We start from the raw sequence: 22,527 nt of genomic DNA, 5'->3' as shown, positions 1-22,527 counted from the left end.
GGACCTCCGGCCGTCCACGCGGAACCCGACAGGAGAGGGCGGGCGCCGGAACGGCGGCGCGGGCGCGCCCGTGTCGGCGGCCCGCGCCGGAGTTCACGCCGCGGCGCCGACCAGCCCGTGCGGGTCGAGGACGTACTTGCGCGCCGCGCCCCGGTCGAACTCGGCGTAGCCCTGGGGCGCCTGGTCGAGCGGGATGACCGTCGCGTTGACGTTGCGGGCGACCTGCACCCGGTCGTGCAGGATCGCCATCATCAGCTGCCGGTTGTAGGACATCACCGGGCACTGTCCGGTGGTGAAGGACTCGGACTTGGCCCAGCCGAGCCCGATCTTCAGGCCGAGCTGCCCGACCCGGGCGTTCTCGTCCGACGCTCCCGGGTCGCCGGTCACGTAGAGACCGGGGATGCCGAGCTTGCCGGCCGCCCGGGTGATGTCCATCAGCGTGTTGAGGACGGTCGCGGGCTGCTCTCCGCCCTTCGGACCGTGGCCGCGCGCCTCGAACCCGACGCAGTCGACGGCCGCGTCCACCTCCGGCACGCCGAGGATCTGCTCGATCTGCTCGCCCACGTCGGCGTGCTGGGACAGGTCGATCGTCTCGCAGCCGAACCCGCGGGCCTGCGCCAGCCGCTCCTCGTTCATGTCCCCGACGATCACGACGGCGGCGCCGAGCAGCAGGCAGGCGGTGGCGCACGCCAGCCCGACCGGCCCCGCGCCCGCCACGTACACCGTCGACCCGGTGGTCACGCCCGCCGTGTAGGCGCCGTGGTAGCCGGTGGGCAGGATGTCCGACAGCATCGCCAGGTCGGGCAGCTTGGCCATCACGGTGTCGCGGTCGGCCGGGAACTTCAGCAGGTTGAAGTCGGCGTACGGGACGACCGCGTACCGCGCCTGCCCGCCGTGCCAGCCGCCCATGTCGACGTAGCCGTAGGCGGCGCCCGGACGTTCCCGGTTGACGTTCTCGCACACGCCGGTGTGGCGCTCCTTGCAGTTCCGGCAGCGCCCGCAGGCGATGTTGAACGGGACGCTGACGAGGTCGCCCTCCTTGATGAACTCGACGTCCCTGCCCGTTTCGATCACCTCGCCGGTGATCTCGTGGCCGAGCGTGAGCCCGGCGGGCGCGGTCGTCCGGCCGCGCACCATGTGCTGGTCGGACCCGCAGATGTTGGTCGCGAGTACCTTCAGGATGACGCCGTGCTGGAGCTTGCGGCCGTTCTGCTCGGCCAGCTCGAGCTTGGGGAAGTCCAGCTCCTCGACCGTGACCTCGCCCGGTCCCTGGTACACGACGCCGCGATTGGTGTCCGCCACGGTTCCTCCCTCCGCATTGAGGATCGCGGGCGGTATACCCCGTTTCCGCAGGTCAACCAGATCTTCAGCCCCAAACTCACCACTGGGCACGGTCATGGGCGGGCTTGGATCGTCCGCCCATGCTTGCGGACCAAGCCCACGATCGACGGGGCGATCCTGAGCCGCGGCAGGACGTCCGGGCGGAACCAGTGGAGCATGATGCCTTCGGTCAGCGTCAGCATGGACGGGTCACCGTCCCAGCGGCCGGCGAAGATCTGGACCGAGAAAAGCCTGGTATCGCCCTCCACCACTTCGTCCACAGCGAATGGCTCCAGGACGGGAAGCTCGAGCCCAGCCTCTTCCCGTAGTTCCCGCCGGATCGTCTCGGCCAGCGAACGGTCGCCAGGTTCGCGCCCGCCCCCGAGCAGCGACCACGCGCCGGGCTCCACGATGCCGGGGATGTCGTCGCGCAGGTGCAGCAGGTACTCGCCACGCCCGTTGAAGATCAGCGCCGAGGCCCTCGACGACCCCACCCCGAATGACGTCATCACCCTTGCCTCCCCGAACCTCACCTCATGGTCACTGTCGACACCCAGCCAGGAGCGAAGAGTCGCTGCCCCGGTTCGGAGCGTATTCTGCCTGCGTGGATGGCGATCAGGAGCTGGAGCGATACCGTCACGAGGTACGAGAGTGGACGGTGGGCGAACTTCGCCAGGCGCTCGATGGGCTTCCGGGCGGAATGCGGCTGCGCATCGACGTGCCGGAAGCACCGCGGTCCAATGACTCCCTGGAAGCGGATCGTGAATTCGTTCTCGGCGGCGTGTTCGTGGACGACGCCGACTACCTCGCGCAGGACGAGTTCGTTCTCCGGGCCGATTTCAGCACGGACTGGTATATGCGCCCTCGGGCCGAATCATGAAGGTCAGGCGACGTTCACTCCGGCCACGCTCTCGCAGAGGCGCGTAACGGCAGGGCTTCAGGAAATCCGAACGGTTCTTGGTTTCCGTGACGTGCACATATCAGCCGGTCGTCTCACTACAGTTCGGGATTGGCCGAACTGTAGGGATCAGCCGAGGTGTGGACGTCCATCCTTGGGTCCCGGGCTTCGACGACCCAGGTGTCGGCCGCTTTGTCGTGCAGGGTCTGCGCGTCAGGGTCCCAGAGCAGCCAAGCCGCGTCGATCAACGAACCGATTCCGAGGGTGACGCCTCCAAGAAGCAGCATGAAGACATACCGCCAGGTTGCCCGCCCCAGGCCGATGTCGCTGAAGTCCGTCCGGATTATTTTGATGCCCGCCAGCCACTTACCGGGTGTCCGGCCCGACACCGCCGGGATCAGGCAGTGGTACACAGCGTTGAGAACGAACGCTGCGACCGCGAAACCCTCAAGGTCGTAGGAACCGTCCCACCGTGGAACGGCGAATACCTCAAACGACACCCACAACAGCACTGCGAGTATGACGGTATCGACGACGTACGCGATCAGGCGCAGCTTGCCGCTCGCCAGATTGGCCCTGGTGCGCATGGTGAAGACCGTCCCGACGTGACTTCGGATGGCCAGTGTAAATCACCGTACGCTGGAGAGGTGAGCCGATCACGTATCCGGATCGGCTCGCGGTGGGGAGGCGCTGTGCCCCAGGCGCCCTGGGCCTGTCGGTCCCGGTGCATCTGTACCGGGACCGACACCTTCGCCCGCCCATATGACTTCGGAATCGGACCCGCGACCGCCCCGGAGGTTTCTTATCGATGGCTATCACCACTGCGCAGGCCTGCCTGCGGGACCGCTCGGCCGGTCAGTCAGTCCCACAGGCGGGCGTGGAAGACACCACAAGAGTTCGAACAACACCACCGACCCAGGCCACCGTCTCCTCACACCCGTGACCACAATGCCAGGGAGACATCAAGGGCCGGGGAAGCTCAGGCCGCGAGGCCGCCATCTCGGGGCCGTTAACCGTCAAGCGCTGCAGGGAGCGTTGCGTGGGCAGAGGCGGAGGTCAGGCCGCCCACTCTTTGAGTTGGTGCACGAGTCCGGCGGGGTCGTCGCCGACCGGGGTCACCTGGAGATCGGTGACACCGGACTCGCGGAAGGCTTCGATCCGCTCCCGAACGTACGAGGCCGGGCCGACGAGGTTGATCTGTTCAAGGAGTTGGAAGGGGACCTTGGCCTCGGCTTCCTTCTTCTTGCCGTCGAGGTAGAGGTCCTGGATCTCCTTGGCCTCCGCTTCGTAGCCGTAGCGTCGGACGAGGTCGTTGAAGAAGTTCTTGCCGCGGGCGCCCATGCCTCCGATGTAGAGCGCGAGCATCGGCCGCGCGAGGTCGAGTATCTCCTTCACGTCCTCGCCGATGGCGACGATGCCGCCGGCGACGACCTCCAGGGGCGCGAGGTCTTCGGAGCGCTTCGCGGTTCCTGCGGCGAGCGCGTCGCCCCATACCCCGGCGGCGGCTTCGGGGAGGTACAGGAAAGGCAGCCAGCCGTCGGCGTACTCCGCCGCGCCTTCGACTGATTTCGGCCCCAGCGCGGCGATGTAGAGCGGAACCGACGGGCGCAGCGGCTTGGTCATGATCTTCAGCGGCTCACTGAGGCCCGTGCCCTGACCGGCCGGGAGAGGGATCTCGAAGGAGCGGCCGCTGTAGTCGACCGCCTCGCGCCGCAGGGCGGCGCGGATGATCTCTACGGTCTCCCTGGTACGGCCGGTCGACCGTACGAAGGGCATGCCGTGCCACCCCTCGATGATCTTCGGGTTGGAGGCGCCGAGGCCGATGATGGCGCGACCGCCGGACACGCTGTCGAGGCCGGCCGCGGTCGAGGCGAGCATGGTCGGGGTGCGGGAGTAGACGTTGAGGATGGCCGCGCCGATCTTCACGCGCGAGGTGCGGGCCGCCAGGTAGCCCATCAGGGTCGGCGAGTCATAGCCGTACCCTTCGGCGACCCAGACGGTGTCGAGCCCGGCGGCCTCGAGTCGAGCGATGTGGTCGGCGGCCTCCCGCGGGTCGGTGCCGTAGGTGAGCATCGTCGAGATCTTCATGAGCAGTCCCTCATTTCGACGTCGGCGAGTCGAAGCTCGCGCCCATGCCGATGCCGGCGCCACCGTCGACCGGGATCACCGCGCCGGTGACGAACCGCAAGTTGGGCGACACGAGCGCGCCGACCAGGTCGGCGAACTCGGAGGGCGCCCCGATGCGCCCCATCGGTATCCCGTTCCCGAGGCTTGCTTTGGACAGCTCCGGCTGCCGTTCCAGCAGTCCGTTCAGCAGGGCGGTGTCGAAGAAGCCGGACAATAGAGTGTTGACGTTGATGCCCTGCCTGGCGACCTCCAGGGCGAGGGTCTTGGCGTAGCCGATCACCGCCGACCACACGCCGACGGACGCCGCCATGCCGACGGCCGGGCGCTCGACGACGCCGGAGACCACGTTGAGGATGCTGCCGCCTTCGGTGGTCATGTACGGCACGGTGGCTCGCACAGATCTGACGACGTAGAAGAAGTGGCGCTCGAAGGCCTTCAGCCACACCTCGTCGGTGAGCTCGGAGATGCGCCGGATCGGCGGTCCGCCGTCGTTGGTGACCAGGACGTGAACGGCCGGACCGAACCGCTCAAGGGTCGAGGCGGTGACGCGCTCGATGTCGGCGTCGACCGAGCAGTCGGCGGCCAGCCCGAGGACCTTCTCCTCGCCGTATGCGCCGGCAAGCCGTTGCGCGGCGGCCGTGACCTTCTCCGCGCGCCGCGCAAAGATCGTGACGTTGGCGCCTTCCTTCAGAAGCCGATCGGCGATGGCGTATCCCAAGCCGTCGCTGCCGCCGCCGACGATGGCGACCTTGCCGGTCAGTCCGAGGTCCATCACTGAACTCCGATCGAGGTGAGGAAGGTCTCGGCGTTGCCGGAGAACACGTCATCGAGGACATCGGAGGAGAAGCCCTCCTCGCGCCATTCCTCGACCAGCCTGTCGTGGGCGAGCATCGGGTAGTCGGCTCCGAAGAAGACCTTCTTGCGCAGCCGCTTACCGATCTCGCGCTTGAGCTCGTCGGGGAAGTAGCGCGGTGACCAACCGTGGAGCTCCATCCACACGTTCGCCTTGTGCAGTGCGACCGCGATCATTTCCGACTGCCAGGGCCATGCCACCCGGGCCGCGATCACGTTCAGATCGGGATGCTTGGCCGCGACGCGGTCGACGTAACGGGGGTGGCAGCCTTCTAGGGTGATGCCCATGCCTCCGCGGGTACCGGCCCCGGTGGCCGACATGCCGACATGGACCAGGACGGGACGGTTGGCCTCGATGCACATGTTCAGACAGGTCTCCCATTCCGGCTGGTCGGGTGTCCCGGCCGGTGTGAACGAGTGGACCGTCAGTCCGACGAGTCCCGTCCCCTCGCTCAGGCAACGCTCGAATTCCTTGACATGAGCCGGCTGCGTGGGGTCGATGCCGATCCAATTGCCCAGTACGACGTCGGGGTGCTTGCGCGCGTAGTCGAAGGCGTAGTCATGCTGGTCGCGTAGTGCACCGGCGTCCATGGTGTAGGTGAACGCGAAATCGAGCATCGCCCTGACGTTGGCGCGGCGGAACTGGACGGCCTGCTCCTCGTCGCTGACGAAACTCATGTCCCACTTGAAGTAGCCCCGCAGGGCCTCGCGATCCTCAGCCGTCTCGTAAGGGCTTCCCTTCCATCCGCGCTCTGTGCCCCAGTGGGAATGGAAGTCGATCAGCCGGGCCGGTGGTACGTTCACATTGAGCGCCTTTCGTGAATGGCTGCGGGAAGGGCCTCGGGATGATCAGTGGACATTGCGGGTCGAGTCGGCCCAGAACGGCGCACGCAAGCGCTTCTTGTCGATCTTTCCCACCGGCGTGGCGGGAAGCGAGTCCACGACCACGACCTTCTTGGGCGCGTACATCGAGCCCTTGGCCTGCTTCACGTAGGACTGGAGCGCGCGAATATCGACCTGCCGTCCCGATCGCGGGACCACGAACGCGGTGACGAGCTCGCCCCAGCGGCTGTCCGGCACGCCGATGACGGCGGCTGCGCCCACCGAAGGGTGCGCTGTGAGAACGGCCTCGACTTCGCTCGCGTAGATGTTGAAGCCACCGGAGATGATCATGTCCTTCTTGCGGTCCACGATGTAGATCAGGCCCTCGGCGTCCTGGCGGGCGAGGTCTCCGGTGTGGAGCCATCCGCCCTTGAGCGCCGCTTCCGTCTCGTCGGGGAGGTTTCTGTAGCCCTGCATCACCCCGCGGCTCCGCATGGCGATCTCGCCCACCTCACCCAAAGGAACGTCGTGGCCGTTGTCGTCGATGAGCCTGATGCGGTTGCCGACCACGGGACGGCCGCAGGAGGCGAGTTGCTCAAGGCTCGCGGTCTCGTGTGCGGCCTTGGTCAGGACCGTCCCGATGCCGGCCGACTCCGTCTGCCCGTAGATCTGGGAGAAGACCGGACCGATCCGCTCGCGGGCCTCCGCCAGGCGCACCGGCGACATCGGCCCGGTGGCGTACCAGATCACCTCGAGGCTGGAGAGGTCCCTGGTCTCCGGACGCTCCTGGTCCAGCAAGGTGTAGATCATCGTCGGAAGGCCGCTCACGCAGTTGATGTGCTCGGCCTCGATGACGTCGAGGAACCGGCCGGGTTCGAAGCCTTGCTCGATCACCACCGTGCCGCCGCGCAGCAGGGTCGGGATGACGGCCAGCCCGGCCGCGTGGGTGAGCGGGGCCGCTGCCAGGTACCGCGGGAGGTGCGGCTGCTCGAAGTCGGCCATGTGCGCATAGACCATCTGCACCATCGACCGATGAGGCTGCATCACGCCCTTGGGCCTGCCGGTCGTCCCGCCGGTGTACTGCAGCCAGGCGACGTCCATCTCCGTCGCCGGACCACGGTCCAGCGACCGGACCGCCGTGGGCTCGCCCTCGGACAGACCACCGGCGGCAGGGATCACCATCAGGTGTCGCAGGGAGTCGACCTCGGCGAGGACCTGGCGGCCATGCTCCTCCAGGGGCGCGGTCACCACCAGCACCGTGGCCTCCGCGTCCTCGCAGACGGTGATGTGGTCCGTGACCGAGGCCAGGGCCTGCAGCCCGGTGAAGCGGCCGCCCAGGAGATACGTCGCGGCCTGGACGATCCACGATTCCGGCATGTTCGGACTGAGCATCGTGACCCCCACGCCGAGACCCACTCCCCGATGGGCCAGCGCGGCCACATACTGCGAGAGAAGGTCCCTGACGTGCGCATAGGTCAGTCGCCGGTCACCGGCCACGAAGGCCTCGGACGAGCTGTGCCGGCTGAGCGCCTGCAGGATCAGGTCACCTAGCGTGACTCCGGAGGATGCCGCCGTAGCGGCCGCCGAAGCCGCAGCACCGTGACCCGGAAGGTGGTGGGACATGCCTCAAAGCGTGGCCGCCGAGCGGACGGGCGTGCCACTGATGTTCCGCCTGGAATTTCCGATAACCCGCCAGACCGACGTCAGCGGTGAGCCGCACCCGCCGTGGAGCGGTAACGACCGGGCGTCTGGCCGACGAGATCGGTGAAGGCGCTGATGAAGCTGCCGGGGTTCGACCAGCCGAGTCGCATCGCCGTCTCGGTGACCGAGGTACCTTCAGCGAGTTCAAGCAGCGCTCGCTGAATCCGCAGCAGCGTGCGCCACTGATGGAAGCTCATCGACAATTCGCTGCCGAACAGCCGGCTGAGAGTCCGTTCACTCGAGCCGGTTCGGTGCCCCAACTCCGCCAGCGTCGCCGAAATGGACGGGTCGGCGTGCAGCAGGTCGGTGACGGCCTTGAGGCGAGGATCGCTCGGCTCCGGCAGCCGCAGTGGCTCCTGCGGGGCGCGGGCCAACTCCGCACCGATCACCGCGAGCAGCAGACGGCCACGCTCACTGCCGGCGGGCTCATGCTCGCTGCTCATCGCCAGGTATGCCTCGCGCAGCAGCGCACTGGCCACGAAGACCGACGGCTCGGGCGGCAGTTCCTCGGACAACGCTGCCGGAACCGCGAGCACGCGGACATCGGTCTCGCCGTAAGAGTGACTGCTGTGGACATAGAAGGGCGGCACCCACGTGATGCGGTTCGCCGGCGCCACCCAAGTGCCGACCTTGGTCGTCGTGACGAGCGCCCCGGAGGCGGCGTACCTCAGCTGGCCGTAGTCATGGAAGTGCGCGGCGATGTCCTCACCATGCGCCATGGGCTCACAGACCGGCGAGTCGTCGGTCCAGAACACCGGCTGCTGCGCAACCTCACTCATCAACAGGCAGCGTAGCTCGCGTTGGCGGACAGCCAGAATAAGTGGCCACGAATCCAGTAACGCGCCCGTGAGAGGTACGGGCCAGCGCTCCGGCAGGTCGGCCGCATTCCCGAACCCACGGGGCGAGACAGTCAAACCCAGGAGTGGACGAGGTGGACTTGGCGACCACGCGGCACCTCGGCCAGGGACTCGCTGGAGTCGACAACCGCGAACTCCCAAGTGCCGTTCTTCCATGCAGGTTCATGGAGTCCACGCTCAAGTACTCCAGGGTGCACGCCCGGTTGAAACGGTGCCCGACGTGGTGGGCTGGCCTTGCCCGATGTGCGGGGAGCTAGTCGCCGCAGGCAGCATCCTCACCGAGCCGCCCGAGAACGCCGCGCTCGACCCGCTGTACCGCGCCTACGCCGAGTGCGACCAGTCGGGGACGTCCCGCACCGCCGCGAAGACCCTGCCGCACTGTGCCCGCCAGCGCCGACAAGTTGTCCGACCACCGTCCCGTCTCGGCGATGATCCGCTTCCGCTGACCGCAGCGGACCCCGCTACCCCTGGCGGGCGGGATTCGGGAAGGCGCGGTCCGCGAGGCGGCTCAGCAGGAACCACGGCACCGTGAACGCGACCACCACCTGCGGCACGCGCAGGGCCGGCGCCAGCGGCAGGGCGAGAATCGCCAGCATGCCCGCGAGGCCCACGAGGATGAGAAGAAGGCCCGTGAGGTTGTAGGACGGCCTGCTGCGGGACCGCCGCGCCAGCCATACGGCCAGCACGGCGACCAGCAGCCCGCTCGCGATCGCCGCCTGGACGACCGGATTGCCGGACACCAGCTCGAGGAGCGTTGTGATTGCCGCCGTGATGACCATCGAGAAGAGGAACGACTTGCGCGTGCTCGCCATCCACCAGGGCAGGCGCTCTACGGAGTCCGGCGCCGGCGGAGGCGGGACCGGACCGGGCTGGGGCTGCTGGGGCTGCGGGTACGTGGGGTATTGCGGGTACGTCGGCTCCTGCGGGTACGTCGGATAGGGCGCCTGGGGCCCGGCCGGAGGCTCGCTCGGGGGCTCGGGCGCCGTCCGGTCCGGAGGGGCGAAGCGCCGCTCGCCGTCCTTGCGCACCTGGAGGACCCCGAAAACGATCGTCGTCCCGAGGGAGGCGATCGAGATGCCGTTGGCGACCCAGTCCGTCACGCAGCCAGTCTCGCGAGGCCGGAACCGGATGTCACCGTGTTGGCACGTTCCGCCGTGGCCGCAGAGGGACACCCGGACCCCGGCGGACCTGGCGCACGGCGTGGGCGCTGGGGCTGGTGGACGCCCCGGTCGCGGCCCTGCCAGTAGGGGGCGCGCAGCTCCCGCTTGAGGATCTTGCTGGCGGGGGTTGCGCGGGATCTCGTCGCGGCGCTCCACCGACGTCGGGCACTTGAAGTGCGCGAGGCGCTCGCGGCAGTAGTCGATGATCTGCTGCTCGGAGACGTCCTCGGACAGCACCACCAGGGCCTTCGGCGTCTCGCCCCACCGCTCGTCGGGCACGCCGACGACCGCGCAGTCGGCGACGGCGGGATGCCTATCAGGACGTCCCATCAGCGCGCCGGTCGAACTCACGGTGAGGGCACTACGTCACCCAGCGGTTCAACGAGGTCCTCAAGCTCTACGACGCCATCCGCCACCGTCACGAGGAAGGCCGGGACGTCGACAAGATCGCCTGTCGGCACCGCACGACACCCGAACGGGTTCAGGCCGCGATAGACGGGCCCGTCCTGCCGCCGGTTCCTGGTGCTGCGGCCCTGGCCGCGGCTGGCGCGGCTGCTGACCACGACCGAAGTGGACCAGCGGGTACGGGTGGTGAGAACACTGCCCGACCCACCCGCTGTCGGACCCGCGCTGACCTGACCTCACCGCCGAACCCGCTTGCGATACGCGAGGTAGACGAGACGGGCGCGGCCGCAGCTCAGGGGCCCGCCCTCCTCCGATGCCGACGCGCCGACGACATCTCATCGGCGTCCGCGCTGACAGAATCTCGACGCTCAACACTCGTGCCCGGGGAACGCGTCCGGGGCGGGCGCACGGGGTTCTGGGTTGCCCGTGGCCGGTTGTTCTTGCTGGTAGCGGGGACTTTCTGCTGTCCATGCGCTGGGCGCCGGCGGTGTCGACACCGCCGTGGCGTCGGGACACGAGGACGGGCTGGGGAGGGGCGAGCGTGGATCAGAGTGTGGAGCGGGGCCGGGCCGCCACGGCGGCCGTCGCGCCCATCTATGCCTTCGTCGTCAACGGCGGCGGCGACAACGTCTCGGTGATCGGCAACGGCGTTTTGGGCACCGCAACCGTTGACGTCGGCATGAACCCTTGGGGGGTGGCGGTGACGCCGGACGGCACCCGCGCCTACGTCACCAACTTCGGCTCCTTGTTCCACCAGGAGTGGCTGTCGGTGATCGACACCGGCACCAACGAGGTGACGGCCAACATCGACGGCGACTTCTCCCACGCGGCCGGGGTCGCGGTGAGCCCGGACGGCACCCGCGCCTACGTCGCCGACAACGGCGGCAACTCCGTCTCGGTGATCGACACCGGCACCAACACGGTGACCACCACCATCACTGTCGACAATGCTCCGCAGGGAGTGGCCGTCACCCCTGACAACCGGTGGGTTCTGGTCACCGGCCTGGCATTCAGTTCCGGCAGCCAGCTCGGCACCGTGACGGCGATCGACCCCGGGTCGCTGTCGGTGTTCGATTCCTTCCTGGTCGGCGACGCCCCGGTCGGGGTGGCGGTGAGCCCGGACGGCACCCGCGCCTACGTCGCCAACAACGGCGACGACACCGTGTCGGTGATCGACACCGGCTACATCAACGGCACCTGGAACCCGGTGATCGCCACCGTCGGTGTGGGCTCTGGGCCCGTCGCGGTGGCGGTGACCCCGGACGGTACCCGCGCCTACGTCACCAACTACGGCGACGGGACGCCTTGGAGCCCGTCGCCCCAGGACGGCGGGCCCGGCTCCCTCAACGACGTCTCCAACACCGTGACGGTGATCGACACCGCCACGAGCACAGTGATCGACACCATCACGGTCGGCGTCGGCCCGGTCTGGGTGGCGGTGAGCCCGGACGGCACCCGCGCCTACGTCACCAACTACCTCAGCGGCGACGTGTCGGTGATCGACACCGCCACCGACACGGTGATCGACGGCTCCGGCGGCCCCGGTTGGTCGACCGGGATGGCCGTTACCCCGGACGGCACCCGCGCCTACGTCACCAACAGCGGCCCCGACAACGTGTCGGTGCTGGCCACTGACGCGTTGAAGACGACCTCCACCGTCGACGTCGGCGACCACCCGTACGGGGTGGCGGTCCACCCCGACGGCAGCCTCGCCTACGTCACCAACGTCGACGACGGCACCGTGTCGGTGATCGACATCGACGTGATCGGTACCCGCGACTCCCCGGTGATCGCCACCATCGGTGTCGGCTCCTACCCGATGGGGGTGGCGGTCAGCCCGGACGGCACCCGCACCTACGTCGCCGATCACAGCGACGACACCCTCGCCGACCTGGCCGTGATCGACACCGCCACCGACACGGTGATCGACCAGGTCGAGGTCGGCTTCGGGGCGTACGGGGTGGCGGTGAGCGCGGACGGCACCCGCGCCTACGTCACCAACGAGTACAGCGACACCGTGTCGGTGATCGACACCGGCCTGATCGGTACCGGCGACGCCCCGGTGATCGCCGCCATCAGCGTCGGCTCCTACCCGCACGGGTTGGCCACGGACCCGCTCGGCGACCCCCGCCTCTACGTCGTCAACCAGAACAGCGACACCCTGTCGGTGATCGACACCGACACCGACACGGTGATCGCCAACGTCGGAGTCGGCGCCTACCCGCAGAACGTGGCGGTGTGGTGGGACGGCAGCCGCGCCTACGTCACCAACACCGACGACGACACCGTGTCGGTGGTCCACACCGGCATGCTCACAGTGATCGCCACCATCAACGTCGGATCCAGTCCCTGGGGAATAACGATGAACCCGGACGGCAGCGCCGGCCTCGCCTACGTCACCAACCGCAACGACGGCACCATGTCGGTGATCGACGTCTTCACCGACACCGTCATCGACACCGTCGCCGTCGGCGACAACCCGGTCGGGGTCGCCGCACTGTCCGCCCCCGGGCCCGCGCGGACCGCAAGCCATAACACCTGATGGATTCTCGCTGGATCACCTGCGCGCCCATCGACACCCACCTCCCCGGCGCGCCCGTGTCCGGTCCGGTCTCAATCGACGACCGGCTATGCAGCCCGGCCCACCCCCGCCCCCAGGCCAGGTTGTAACCGGCGACGATCCAGTTCAACGGGGTTCCGGAGGCGTCGAGGTCACGACCGATGGTCGGCAGTGCCGCTGCCGTCCCCGAGATGGACATCGCCACCAGGACGACGCCAGCCAGACCATCGGAAGCGTCCACCGAGACGGCGATCCGCCGCGAACGCACCTCCGGAGGGTTCCATGGTCGTGTCTTCCGTGCTGCTCGCCATGACTGATCGCTCCCCCTTGACTGTGAGACCGGACGGCGACCAGCCCACCAGTTCAACCGCGGTTGAGGTCCAAAACGGCGGACCCCGCCATCCGAGCACTCACCGTAATCACCAGGTCCACTCCCGCAGCCGGTCGAGAGCTCCCGGAGACGCCGTCCGGGACGCGCGGGAATAGGCCGCCGTCTTTTACCTGCTTCAGCTCACGTGGCGAACATCGTGGACATCTCACGGGCAAACGACGCCAGCACCTCCTCCCCGGAACCGGCTTGGGAGATGTCGGGCATGGACCATGTCCAGCTGCCGGCGGGCGCGGTGCTCACCGAACCGCCGGTCCCGCTGTGGGCGCTGGTGCTGGCGGGCGAGTTCACGCTTGAGGCGGCGTTCGAGGCGCAGTCGCTCGCCGAGGGGGACGCCGTCCTCATCGACGCCCGCACCGCTCACCGGCTCACCGCGTCGGAACGGCACGAGGAGTCCACCCTGGTTGTAGCGGACCTGCGCATGACCGTCCCGGTTCGTCGGCTGCCCAGCCCGCTGGTGGTCCGCGGCTTCGGCACCCGGCATGGCGGCGTCATGGCGCTCGTCACGCGGTGCCCGCTCGAGCGTGCGTCCCGACCGACCTTGTTCGCCGCCAGCTACGGCAACCTGATCGGCGCGGCGATGACCGCCTCTTGGCAGGAGGACCAGGGCGGCGACGCCGGACCTCCGGACGAGGCCGTCACCGCGGTGGTGGCCGCCGTGACCGCCCGCCCAGCCGAGCCGTGGACCGTCGAGGGGATGGCCCGCCTGGTCCACCTGTCGCGTTCCGCCCTGGGCGAGCGGTTCCGCCGCGCACTCGGCCGCGGACCCGCGGAGGTGCTCCGGGAGATCCGGATGCGGGAGGCGCGCCGGCTGCTCACCGACCCCTCGCGTCCGGTGGAGTACATCGCGTCCGCCGTCGGGTACGGCTCCACCGCCGCCTTCAGCCGGGCGTTCTCGTCCCACCACGGCGTCGCGCCGCAGGCCTGGCGGGAGCCGTCACCCGCGCGGGACGCGCAGCGCGGCGAAAAGCAGCCCGGCCGCCGCGGCGAACCCCGTGCCGAGCAGGAAGGCCGCCTGCACGCCGCGGGCGTCCAGGAGCGCGCCTCCTGACGCCGACCCCAGCGTGATCGCCACCTGGAACGCGGTGACCTGCAATGACAGGGCCGACTCGGCGCGTTCGGGCTCGACGCGGGTCACCCATAGCTGGGTGGCGACCGGGACCATGTTGAAGGCCAGGCCCCACACGACGACCCCCGCGGCCAGCAGCGGCAGGGATGGCGCGGTCGCGGTGACCAGCAGGCCGCCGGCCAGCAGCAGCGGGGCCGCAGCGACCACAGCGCGCAGCCGTCCCGCGAACCGCCCGGCGGCGAGGTTGCCCGCCATCCCGCCCACGCCCCAGGCCAGCAGCAGCCATACCGTGGCGCCCGCGTCGACGTCCTTGATCGCGACCCGGATGAAGGGGTAGGCGGCGAAGTTGCCGAACGCGACCAGGACCACGCCCAGCACCCCGGCCATCAGCCACCGGTTGGCGAGCGCCGCCCGCAGCATCGCCATTCCGGCAGCCGGGTGCGGGGGTACCGGTGGCAATGTCACGGCCACGGCCAGGGCAGCGGCGATGCCGAGGGCCGCCGCGACGCCGAACACCAACCGCCAGCCGACCGCGTCACCGAGTAGGGACGCCAACGGGACGCCGCCGATCGTCGCGAGGGTGACGCCCAGCGCGATGGACGTTGAGACCACGCTGTCGCGTCCCGGCACGGCGCGGGTTCCGGCGCCGAACGCGAACGACCAGTACCCGGCGATGGCGACGCCGAGGACGAGTCGGCCGAGGAGCAGGACGGCGAAATCGGGGGCGAGCGCCACCGCCAGGTTCGAGACGGCCGCCGCAACCAGCAGGCCAGTCAGGACTGTGCGCCGGTCGGTCCGCGGCAGCAGCACCGCGATGCTGGGGGCGGTGACCGCGCCCGCGACCGCAGTCGCGGCGACCGCCAGACCGGCGGTGCCCTCGCTGAGCCCGAGATCGGCGGCCATCGCGGGCAGCACGCTTGCCGGCAGGAACTCGCTGGCGACGAGCACCGCGATCCCGGCAGCGAGCGCGACGATCGGTGACCAGTTCGTCGAGCCGCCGGACCATGCCGGGCATTCCGGCGGCGGAGTGTCTGCGGACGGCGGCGAGGACTGAGGCGTTGACATGCCTTCCAGCCTCGCCTCCTCCGTGCCGCCGCAGTTGATCGCGTGACGCCAAAAGTTGATCACCTGACCGGTCTGCGCCGTACGCGATCGACGATGCGGGATCGTCGTCAGGAGTCGGTGCAGTCCGGAGCGCGGCGCTCCAGGAACGAGTGATCTGGCGGCATCCGCGGATGGCGAGGGGCAGTCCGCCGTTGTCGGCGGTCGAGTCGCCGGACGGGCCGCCGCGAGAGGCGATCCGGAAAGGGAACCGTTCCGGGGCGACCGGCCGAGTACCGGGTGACAGCCACTCGTTCGACCGGCACGGCGACGAGATCCACCGGTACGTCGCCCGCCGCCTCGGCCCTGGCACGGCCGAGGACGTCGTGGCGGAGATGTTCCTGACCGCCTTCTGCAAACGCGGACAGTACGACTTCGCACGTCCGCCGGCCGTGACCGGGCTACGGTCTCGTTGAGGAACCCGGTCGTGGTCAGCTCCTTGATACCGCGCGGCCAACCTAACATCGGCCACCGACGGTCACAGGCCATTCCTCTGGACCGAGTGCGGAGGCGTGCCGCACGGTCGAAGGCACCGCCCGGCCATGCCCGACGAGGTGGCCTAACTCTCCATCGGCTCAGGTGGCGTGACGCCAGGGAACTCCGGGGAGCTCTTCCTTTCGGCCGTCCGTGCGCCTCAGCCGCACTTGGAGTTCCTCGGTGGCGTAGCCGATGTCGAAGAGCTGGAGCCCCGCCTCCGCGAAGATCTTCGAGAGCCGCGACGCTCCTTCTTCCGCGACGGTGAAGACCAGTTGGAAGTCCACCGAGTCGCCCAATATGACCGAAGTCAGGTGGCCCTGGGTCAGCTGTGCGACCTCGGCCACTATGCCTGCGACGGGGAGTGCGCCCTCCTCGACGACGAAGCCGACGCCGCTGGCGGCCGCCAGTGACTGGACGCCGGCCTTCAGGCCGTCGGAGGTGTCCTGGCAACTCGTCACCACACCGCTCGTGCTCAGGCAACGCCCTTGCCGTACGAGTGCCTGGGGGTGCCGCCATGCGGATATCAGCGCTTCCTCCTTGGTCGGCGGGAGCTTCACCGAGCCAGAGCCGAGAGCACCGAAATAGCGTTGGGCGGATGCCGCCACCCCCGTCGGCCCGGTGACACAGAGGGTCTCCCGCCCGCGCACCGGTCCGCAGCAACGATCCGCCTCGCTCGACGATGCCGACGGCGGACGCGGACAGGATGATCCTCTCGGCGCTGCCGATATCGCCTCCGACGTTCGGCGTGCCCACCTGCTGGCAGGCGTCGCGAATCCCCTCCATGAGGACCGTGAAGTCGTCGTCCGGCAGTGACCGCGGATAACGAACGACCGTGAGAAGCGCGATCGGAAGCGCACCCATGGCGGCGATATCGCTGAGATTGGCCATCGCCAGGTAGTAGCCGATGTCGTAATTCGACAGGTAGCCGAGCTCGTATAGCTGAAATTTCGGCCCGCGGACGTAATCCGATCCCATGACGATGTCCATGGGCCCGTCGATTCCGAAGACCGCGCAGTCGTCCTGGGCGTTGGCGCCCGCGACGAGTTCGGCTCGGACTCCGTCGCGAAGCTGCTGAGACCATCCTGACTGTCCGCCGAACATGGGCGCGATGATGTCGGCCAGCCGCGTCGGCTCGTCGGAGGCGATGCCGGCGCTCTGCATGGAACCATGGCGCCCGGCGATCGGACTCGCGCTCAACATGCGTGTCGCTACACGTGGTGGCCAGGAGTGGACGATTCGGGCGAAGAACCGGCTCATTGCGACGATCGATGGGGTAGGGGTTCGGGTCAAGGCACATGTCGTCCCCCTGCCCGGAGGTGACTCCCGGATGCGTGCTCACGAGATCTCCTACTTCAAGCTCATCGAAGGTGACAAGCAGTTCCAGGTACCGCTTTACCAGCGGACCTATAGCTGGCGGCAGCCCGAGTGGACGCAGCTGTGGGACGACATCCTCGAGCAAGCGGAACTGCTGGCCACCGAGCAGCGCACACCGCATTTCATCGGGTCGGTGGTACTGGCGCCGGGGAAGATGTCCGCCGGCGACACCCAGCGGTGGCTCGTTGTGGACGGGCAGCAACGCCTCACCACGTTGATGGTGGCGTGCTGTGCCCTGCGCGACCGCTTCCGCGAGATGAGCCCGCGCGACGGCGACCGCATTCACAAGCAGTATCTGACCAACGAGTTCCGGGAAGGCCAGGACTTCTACCGGCTGCTGCCGACCCAGGCCGACCGCGCGGCGTTCATCGCCTGCGTCGACCAGGATCCCACGGCCGGCGGCAGGGACGGCGTCGGGGCCGCGTACCGGTTCTTCCGGGACGCGCTGATCGACTACGACAGCGAGGACGACATCGCCGCGTTGAAGCGGCTGGAGGTCGTCCTACGTTCTGGCCTGTCCATCGTGGAGATCACCGCGGAACAGGGCGACAACGTCTACCGGATATTCGAATCGCTCAACAACACCGGCGTGCGCCTCGGCCAGACCGATCTACTGCGCAACTATGTCTTCATGCTGCTGCCCCATAACGGGGAAAGGGTCTACACCAAGATCTGGCTGCCGATGCAGACCGAGCTCGGCGCCGACAACCTGGAACTGCTCGCCTGGCTGGATCTGGTGATCCGAGGCGACGACCGAGTCAAGCAGAGCGAGGTCTACCGGGCCCAGCAACGCCGTCTGGACGAGATCCATCAAGTCGGCGGGGAAGAGGCCCTGGAAGCGGAGGTCGCCGAACTGCGGCGCCGCGGGCGGCTACTGATGCGAATCGTCCAACCCGGCGGCCGGGAACAGGACCCCGAACTGCGGGCCGTACTGGAACGTCTTCAGGAATGGGGTGGCCAGATCAGCTACCCGCTGGCGCTGCACCTGCTCGACCTGCTGGACCGAGGCGAGGCCACCGTCGCCGAAGCCACCCGCGCCCTGACCTACCTGGAGAGCTTTCTGGTCCGGCGGATGATCTGCCACATCACTACCAGCAACCTCAACCGCATCGTCAACGGCGCACCCCGAGAAATGGAGGCCGACCGGCCGGTGGACGAGGCGGTGCACCGCTACCTGTCCGGGCCGCGCCGTAACTGGCCGTCCGACCAGCAGTTGCTCAAGGCGATCTTGGACGCGCCGTTCTACTGGCGGGGCCGCGCCAACCAGCGGCGCTTCGTCCTCAAGCGGCTGGAGCAGAGCTACGAGGCACCCGAGCCGGTCGACTTCACGGCGGCCAAGCTCACCATCGAACACATCATGCCGCAGACCGCGACCCCCGAATGGCTGGCGCTGCTGGCCGAGGACGTCACCGACGAGGGCGGCCCCGCCGAGCTGCACTCGGCGCTGCTGCACACCCTCGGAAACCTCACCCTCACCGCGCACAACTCGGCACTGTCCAACCATCCGTTCACCCGCAAACAGGAGATCCTGGACGCCAGCGCGCTGCGGATGAACCGGGAAATCGCCGACACACCCGGCTGGGGCAAGGCCCAGATCCAGGCACGTGGGCGTGCGCTGGCCGAACGCGCCATAGCGCTGTGGCCCGCACCGTTGCCTGGCGGCGCCGACCTGGAAGACGAACGCCGCACCTGGGTAGTGCTGCGCCGCCTTCTCGCCGAGATTCCCGCCGGATCATGGACGACCTTCGGCGACCTGGCCACAGTCCTGGGCGTCCCAGCGCCTCGCGTCGGCAGCTACCTCAACAACCATCCCGGCATGGACAACGCCCACCGGGTCCTGACTTCCGAAGGAACCGTTTCCCCAGCGTTCCGCTGGCCGGACGACCGCACGGAGACGGCACGTGACGTCCTCGCCCGCGAGGGCGTCCCGTTCAGCCACGGCGGCGTCGCCGACTTCGCACGACGCCTCGGCCCGGCGGATCTCGCGGCGTCCATCGGCATGGACACCACCGACGAGGAGCAGGCGGACCGCTTCCGGAATCAGCTGACCGATCAAGGCCTGGAGATCGCCAGTTCGGTCGGCCGAATACTCGACCATTGGCGAGCACGCGGCGGAAGCCTGTTCTACGGCTCCTCCGCGGAAGTCAGCTGCCGCCTGCAGTTTCCCCTGCCGAACGGCGGGAAGGGCGTGATCTGGCCGCTGCTGATCTACCCCCAATCGGGCGTCATCGAGATGGCCTTCAAGCCGCTGTCCACCAGACCGCCGTTCGATGCGCTTGAACTGCGCGCCCAACTCCGGGACAGGCTGCAGCGCATCGAGGGCGTCAGCGTGCCTGACGCCAACCTGACCTCTTACCCAAGCCTCCCCTTCCACTTGCTGACCGAGACCGGCACGGAACGCCTGCTCCAGGCACTCGACTGGTTCCTCGACACCCTCCAGCCCTTGCGAAACGACCCGAAACCCCCGATCACCGACCCCGAAGAGGGACTGCTGGCGGAATTCCAAGCCGCCATGCTCAGCGTCTACACCAGAGCGAAGACCGAAGCCGGCTACAACGCGAACCAGTTTCTACGGATGCTCACCGACCACGGCGGCCTGGCGACCGCCAAGCGCCTGCTCGCGAATCCTCGCGTTTCCGACGGCTTCGTCGCCCTCTACGAGCGCAAACGACTGGACCTCACCGTGGAGGCTCAGGTCCTCGATCCCAAGTTCGCCCCGCTCTTCACTGACGAGGAACTGCGAAAGGCTCGCGACTGGCTAACACAGTTCGGTTATCCGGCGTGACCGTTCGACTGCCCATTCTACCTATTGACTTACCGACCAAAAGCTCGAACTTAGGGACTTGCCAGTATGGGCCGCTATCGACGTGATGTCGAGGTCGCTCCGCTCCCGCGCGACCTGCTGGACCAGGTAGTGCGTGCGCTGCTGGACGCGATGGAGGAGGCGCCGATCACCGAGGACGGCTTCGAGTTCGGGGACGAGATCATCAGCGACGTCCGGCTTGTAGAAGGCCGACATCTCGCCTCCGGAGCCCGCTATCGCGGAGAGGAAGACGAGCTGACCGTCGATGTGCACCTCCCGGTCTGGAACCGGTCCGGCGCGTCGCGGATCGAAGCCAAGGGCGTCTCCGGTGGTCATACCGTCAATCTGCGCCTGGACCTGGTCATGTCCGGCCAGCGGCTTCATTCCATCCGCATGACCGGTGATTATCAGGGACCGAAGCCGTTTCGCTGGTTGCGGCGCGCGCGGTGGAAAGGGGAACTGCCGGCCGAGGAGTGGTGGTCCGCACCCGCTTCGAAAACGTCCCCTTTCTCGCTGCGGCTCGTACATCCGTTCGCCTTTGCCGAACTGCGGCTCGAGCGGCGCAAGGACAAGCGCGGACGCTGGTCCGTCCGGACCACGACGCGGCTCGGTGGACGCTCACTTCTCCGTCCTGTAGCGGCGGTGTGGCTCGCCTGCAACCGGGCCCGCGTCCTGCGCAAACTGGACGAGGGCCTCGCCAACGCCGTGTCCGCCTGGAACGCCGAGGTGCCCGGTATGGCGAAGCGCGGCATGCATGAGCGTCTCGACTTCGAGCATCGGGTCCACCTCCGGGCCGTGTCCCGCGAGTGGGCCGAAACCTATGTGGCCGAGCTTCACCAGGGCGTCGAGAGGCTGGCCTTCGACGGGCGTCGGCTCTTCACGAGCCCGGAGAGTACGTACGAAGTGCGGCTTCTCAAGGGCAAGCACATCAGGCCGGGCACCAGATACCGCATCGCCTTCGCCTCGAAGGCTTCCGCCTCGAAGAGCAAGCCCGCGCCTTTCGATGTGAAGGTCTCGGCATGGGAGTTCGATGGGCCGAACCGCATCGAGTTCGCTGGTCCGGACGGAGCGCAGGCAGGGTGGGTCGAGATCGACAGCGCCCGCAGACCCACCGTCGTCCGTGCCGGATTCACCGGTACGGTCACCGGCGACATGCCCCTCACGGCGGCCGCGGAAGCGGACCTCCAGCGCTGGTGGAGGACGGGTTCGCTGTTCACCGGCAGCGCCGAGAACCCGGTGGGCCAGGCCTCCCTGGCCGTCGAGCGCATTGCGGACGAGGACGGCGAATGGACGGTGGCGATCAGCGCCGCCGTCGAAGGCCGCGCCTGGGCGCGTCATCTGATCGCGGTCGCAGGCGTGCTTTCCGGACCGGCTTTGAGGCAGTCGTTCCGCGAGACCGCGGAGGCCTTCGCCGAGAGATGGAACGGCGTCGCTTCTGGAGCCGGCCCCGCGGAACAGGCCGCCGATTCCACACTCATGGCCCTTCTCGAGCGCTGAAGCCTCGATCTAAGAGCCCGTTAGCGGACGGTTCGGGTGGGGTCGCGCGGCGGGTCTGGAGACCGAAGAGGACTTCTGGCAATCGAGGGAGTGTCTAGATCACCCGTCCACCAGAAACCCTTGGACGCCTGTCTACCCGGTTCCGGTCCCTGACGCCAGTTGCGTCGTGCCGGGCTGCCGCTGCCGTGACCGCCCACGGTCCTATCCATCGGACCTGACCGATGAGCAGTGGAGTGTGCTGCGGCCGGAGGCCGAGGCAAGCCATGGTGCTGTGGGCCACCGTCCACCACATGACCCGCCGCCTCACGCGGGACCTGGCCGGACCACCAGCCCACGGCCACTGGAGCGACCACCGCCGCTGCCGGCGCTGACCAGCCTCGACCGGCATGGCAAGATCCTGGAACTCCTGGCCGCCCAGTCTGGCGCGCTGGAACGCACCGAACTGGCAGCCATCATCGACATCTGAACCAGCGCTCGGCCACCGGCGGCCGGTGGACCTTCGAGCCCACCATGCGAGCGAGCCGTACGCGGAGATGAGTCTTCAAGGCCGCCGAGGCATCCGCCGCGGTGGTCCCCCGCCGCCTCGGCCCCCCATCGGCCCCCCAAAGCAAAACCAGCGGCCCGCTCGACGCTCGTCACATCGAGAGAACCGCTGGTAGTGGCGGAGGATCGGGGATTTGAACCCCGGATGGGCGGTAAACCCAAACCGCATTAGCAGTACCATTCCGGGCGTGCTATGTGATGATTCGCCATCCCGACGAATCCACGTTCCCGCAGGTCAGCTTCCGCACGATGCACCCTCATCCACCAAGATCCATTGCAGTTCGTGCGCACCTCGTGCTCACCGCCAACGTGGTTTGAGGCCGCGAAACACCATTCCCTCACTTACGCATAGTGACTACCGTGGCGGCAACCTCGATCGCGCCGCGGACGCCTACGACCGCGCAGCCCGAGTACCCCGGTCACACCTGGAGAAGCGCGGGCCGTCGCAAGCCCGCGCTGACGGCAATCGCGCCCTCAAGTGAGGTCTTTCCAACCTCAATTGGCGTGATGGTGCAGGGCGAGGATCGCCTGGACGATGGCGGTCAGGCGGCTTGGTGAGCAGCGGGCCTTGCG

Annotated in this window: 18 protein-coding genes and 1 pseudogene; 6 read left to right on the top strand and 13 right to left on the bottom strand. The window is 68.3% G+C overall.

The window, feature by feature from the left end; all coding sequences use genetic code 11:
• Nucleotides 1-93: 93 nt before the first annotated feature.
• A complete protein-coding gene (gene fdhA / locus ABT299_RS40430; protein ID WP_347256485.1) occupies nucleotides 94-1,302 on the bottom strand; it encodes a formaldehyde dehydrogenase, glutathione-independent in 1,209 nt (402 codons plus the stop codon).
• Between the two features lie 92 nt (nucleotides 1,303-1,394).
• The gene (locus tag ABT299_RS40425) at nucleotides 1,395-1,829 is read right to left on the bottom strand and encodes an NUDIX hydrolase (RefSeq protein ID WP_500254007.1); all 435 of its coding nucleotides are present in this window, start codon (nucleotides 1,827-1,829) and stop codon (nucleotides 1,395-1,397) included.
• Between the two features lie 95 nt (nucleotides 1,830-1,924).
• Between ABT299_RS40425 and ABT299_RS40420 the strand changes: the two genes are divergently transcribed.
• Nucleotides 1,925-2,200 (top strand): DUF6225 family protein, encoded by a 276-nt coding sequence (locus tag ABT299_RS40420; protein ID WP_387024685.1) that lies wholly within the window; start codon nucleotides 1,925-1,927, stop codon nucleotides 2,198-2,200.
• Nucleotides 2,201-2,316: 116 nt separating this feature from the next.
• On the opposite strand, the gene ABT299_RS40415 is transcribed toward ABT299_RS40420, so the two are convergent.
• The 8 genes from ABT299_RS40415 to ABT299_RS40380 all read right to left on the bottom strand — a co-directional run bounded on the left by ABT299_RS40415 (nucleotide 2,317) and on the right by ABT299_RS40380 (nucleotide 10,300).
• On the bottom strand, nucleotides 2,317-2,805 hold the full coding sequence (locus ABT299_RS40415; protein ID WP_500253987.1) for an RDD family protein: 489 nt from the start codon (nucleotides 2,803-2,805) through the stop codon (nucleotides 2,317-2,319).
• A gap of 469 nt (nucleotides 2,806-3,274) precedes the next feature.
• Nucleotides 3,275-4,306, bottom strand: a complete 1,032-nt coding sequence (locus tag ABT299_RS40410; RefSeq protein WP_190850986.1) for an LLM class F420-dependent oxidoreductase — start codon at nucleotides 4,304-4,306, stop codon at nucleotides 3,275-3,277.
• 10 nt (nucleotides 4,307-4,316) lie between these two features.
• Nucleotides 4,317-5,117: an SDR family oxidoreductase gene (locus ABT299_RS40405; protein ID WP_500253986.1), complete on the bottom strand. Its 801-nt coding sequence runs from the start codon at nucleotides 5,115-5,117 to the stop codon at nucleotides 4,317-4,319.
• Nucleotides 5,117-6,001: an amidohydrolase family protein gene (locus ABT299_RS40400; protein WP_500253985.1), complete on the bottom strand. Its 885-nt coding sequence runs from the start codon at nucleotides 5,999-6,001 to the stop codon at nucleotides 5,117-5,119. The genes ABT299_RS40405 and ABT299_RS40400 overlap by 1 nt, the downstream gene beginning before the upstream one ends.
• Nucleotides 6,002-6,046: 45 nt before the next feature.
• Nucleotides 6,047-7,642 (bottom strand): AMP-binding protein, encoded by a 1,596-nt coding sequence (locus tag ABT299_RS40395; protein WP_500253984.1) that lies wholly within the window; start codon nucleotides 7,640-7,642, stop codon nucleotides 6,047-6,049.
• A gap of 80 nt (nucleotides 7,643-7,722) precedes the next feature.
• Complete coding sequence (locus ABT299_RS40390) at nucleotides 7,723-8,499, bottom strand: helix-turn-helix domain-containing protein (RefSeq protein ID WP_500253983.1); 777 nt, start codon at nucleotides 8,497-8,499, stop codon at nucleotides 7,723-7,725.
• Between the two features lie 539 nt (nucleotides 8,500-9,038).
• Nucleotides 9,039-10,088 (bottom strand): AMP-binding enzyme, encoded by a 1,050-nt coding sequence (locus ABT299_RS40385; RefSeq protein WP_500253982.1) that lies wholly within the window; start codon nucleotides 10,086-10,088, stop codon nucleotides 9,039-9,041.
• Nucleotides 10,085-10,300, bottom strand: a complete 216-nt coding sequence (locus ABT299_RS40380; RefSeq protein WP_500253981.1) for a hypothetical protein — start codon at nucleotides 10,298-10,300, stop codon at nucleotides 10,085-10,087. The genes ABT299_RS40385 and ABT299_RS40380 overlap by 4 nt, the downstream gene beginning before the upstream one ends.
• A gap of 383 nt (nucleotides 10,301-10,683) precedes the next feature.
• Here ABT299_RS40380 and ABT299_RS40375 point away from each other — a divergent pair, with 383 nt between their 5' ends.
• Both ABT299_RS40375 and ABT299_RS40370 read left to right on the top strand, forming a co-directional pair.
• Nucleotides 10,684-12,684 (top strand): beta-propeller fold lactonase family protein, encoded by a 2,001-nt coding sequence (locus tag ABT299_RS40375; RefSeq protein WP_500253980.1) that lies wholly within the window; start codon nucleotides 10,684-10,686, stop codon nucleotides 12,682-12,684.
• Nucleotides 12,685-13,295: 611 nt separating this feature from the next.
• Entirely contained in the window at nucleotides 13,296-14,141 is an 846-nt protein-coding gene (locus ABT299_RS40370; protein ID WP_500253979.1) for a helix-turn-helix transcriptional regulator, read from the top strand.
• On the opposite strand, the gene ABT299_RS40365 is transcribed toward ABT299_RS40370, so the two are convergent.
• From ABT299_RS40365 to ABT299_RS40355, 3 genes and pseudogenes are all read right to left on the bottom strand, one after another.
• Nucleotides 14,028-15,224, bottom strand: a complete 1,197-nt coding sequence (locus ABT299_RS40365) for an MFS transporter (RefSeq protein ID WP_500254006.1) — start codon at nucleotides 15,222-15,224, stop codon at nucleotides 14,028-14,030. The two genes, ABT299_RS40370 and ABT299_RS40365, sit on opposite strands and share 114 nt — an antisense overlap.
• A gap of 611 nt (nucleotides 15,225-15,835) precedes the next feature.
• Nucleotides 15,836-16,294 (bottom strand): AIR synthase-related protein, encoded by a 459-nt coding sequence (locus tag ABT299_RS40360; RefSeq protein ID WP_500254005.1) that lies wholly within the window; start codon nucleotides 16,292-16,294, stop codon nucleotides 15,836-15,838.
• Between the two features lie 178 nt (nucleotides 16,295-16,472).
• Nucleotides 16,473-16,712 (bottom strand): annotated as a pseudogene (locus ABT299_RS40355) (AIR synthase related protein); the annotation flags it as partial.
• A 124-nt stretch (nucleotides 16,713-16,836) separates the two neighbouring features.
• On the opposite strand from ABT299_RS40355, the gene ABT299_RS40350 reads away from it, so the two are divergent.
• The 3 genes from ABT299_RS40350 to ABT299_RS40340 all read left to right on the top strand — a co-directional run bounded on the left by ABT299_RS40350 (nucleotide 16,837) and on the right by ABT299_RS40340 (nucleotide 21,782).
• Nucleotides 16,837-19,896 (top strand): DUF262 domain-containing protein, encoded by a 3,060-nt coding sequence (locus tag ABT299_RS40350; protein WP_500253978.1) that lies wholly within the window; start codon nucleotides 16,837-16,839, stop codon nucleotides 19,894-19,896.
• A 66-nt stretch (nucleotides 19,897-19,962) separates the two neighbouring features.
• Nucleotides 19,963-21,411, top strand: a complete 1,449-nt coding sequence (locus tag ABT299_RS40345; protein ID WP_500253977.1) for a hypothetical protein — start codon at nucleotides 19,963-19,965, stop codon at nucleotides 21,409-21,411.
• Between the two features lie 221 nt (nucleotides 21,412-21,632).
• The gene (locus ABT299_RS40340; protein WP_500253976.1) at nucleotides 21,633-21,782 is read left to right on the top strand and encodes a hypothetical protein; all 150 of its coding nucleotides are present in this window, start codon (nucleotides 21,633-21,635) and stop codon (nucleotides 21,780-21,782) included.
• Nucleotides 21,783-22,527 lie beyond the last annotated feature (745 nt).

The sequence above is a fragment of the Spirillospora sp. NPDC000708 genome (assembly GCF_040299565.1).
Taxonomy (GTDB): Bacteria; Actinomycetota; Actinomycetes; order Streptosporangiales; family Streptosporangiaceae; genus Spirillospora.
This window is presented reverse-complemented; position numbering and strand designations above follow the sequence as displayed.

What these genes read in the sequence shown, in the direction of transcription:
- ABT299_RS40425 (WP_500254007.1), bottom strand. Translation starts at nt 1,829, where the DNA reads ATGACGTCATTCGGGGTGGGGTCGTCGAGGGCCTCGGCGCTGATCTTC.
- ABT299_RS40415 (WP_500253987.1), bottom strand. Translation starts at nt 2,805, where the DNA reads ATGCGCACCAGGGCCAATCTGGCGAGCGGCAAGCTGCGCCTGATCGCG.
- ABT299_RS40410 (WP_190850986.1), bottom strand. Translation starts at nt 4,306, where the DNA reads ATGAAGATCTCGACGATGCTCACCTACGGCACCGACCCGCGGGAGGCC.
- ABT299_RS40405 (WP_500253986.1), bottom strand. Translation starts at nt 5,117, where the DNA reads ATGGACCTCGGACTGACCGGCAAGGTCGCCATCGTCGGCGGCGGCAGC.
- ABT299_RS40395 (WP_500253984.1), bottom strand. Translation starts at nt 7,642, where the DNA reads ATGTCCCACCACCTTCCGGGTCACGGTGCTGCGGCTTCGGCGGCCGCT.
- ABT299_RS40390 (WP_500253983.1), bottom strand. Translation starts at nt 8,499, where the DNA reads ATGAGTGAGGTTGCGCAGCAGCCGGTGTTCTGGACCGACGACTCGCCG.
- ABT299_RS40370 (WP_500253979.1), top strand. Translation starts at nt 13,296, where the DNA reads ATGGACCATGTCCAGCTGCCGGCGGGCGCGGTGCTCACCGAACCGCCG.
- ABT299_RS40365 (WP_500254006.1), bottom strand. Translation starts at nt 15,224, where the DNA reads ATGTCAACGCCTCAGTCCTCGCCGCCGTCCGCAGACACTCCGCCGCCG.
- ABT299_RS40350 (WP_500253978.1), top strand. Translation starts at nt 16,837, where the DNA reads ATGGGCGCGATGATGTCGGCCAGCCGCGTCGGCTCGTCGGAGGCGATG.
- ABT299_RS40345 (WP_500253977.1), top strand. Translation starts at nt 19,963, where the DNA reads ATGGGCCGCTATCGACGTGATGTCGAGGTCGCTCCGCTCCCGCGCGAC.
- ABT299_RS40340 (WP_500253976.1), top strand. Translation starts at nt 21,633, where the DNA reads ATGAGCAGTGGAGTGTGCTGCGGCCGGAGGCCGAGGCAAGCCATGGTG.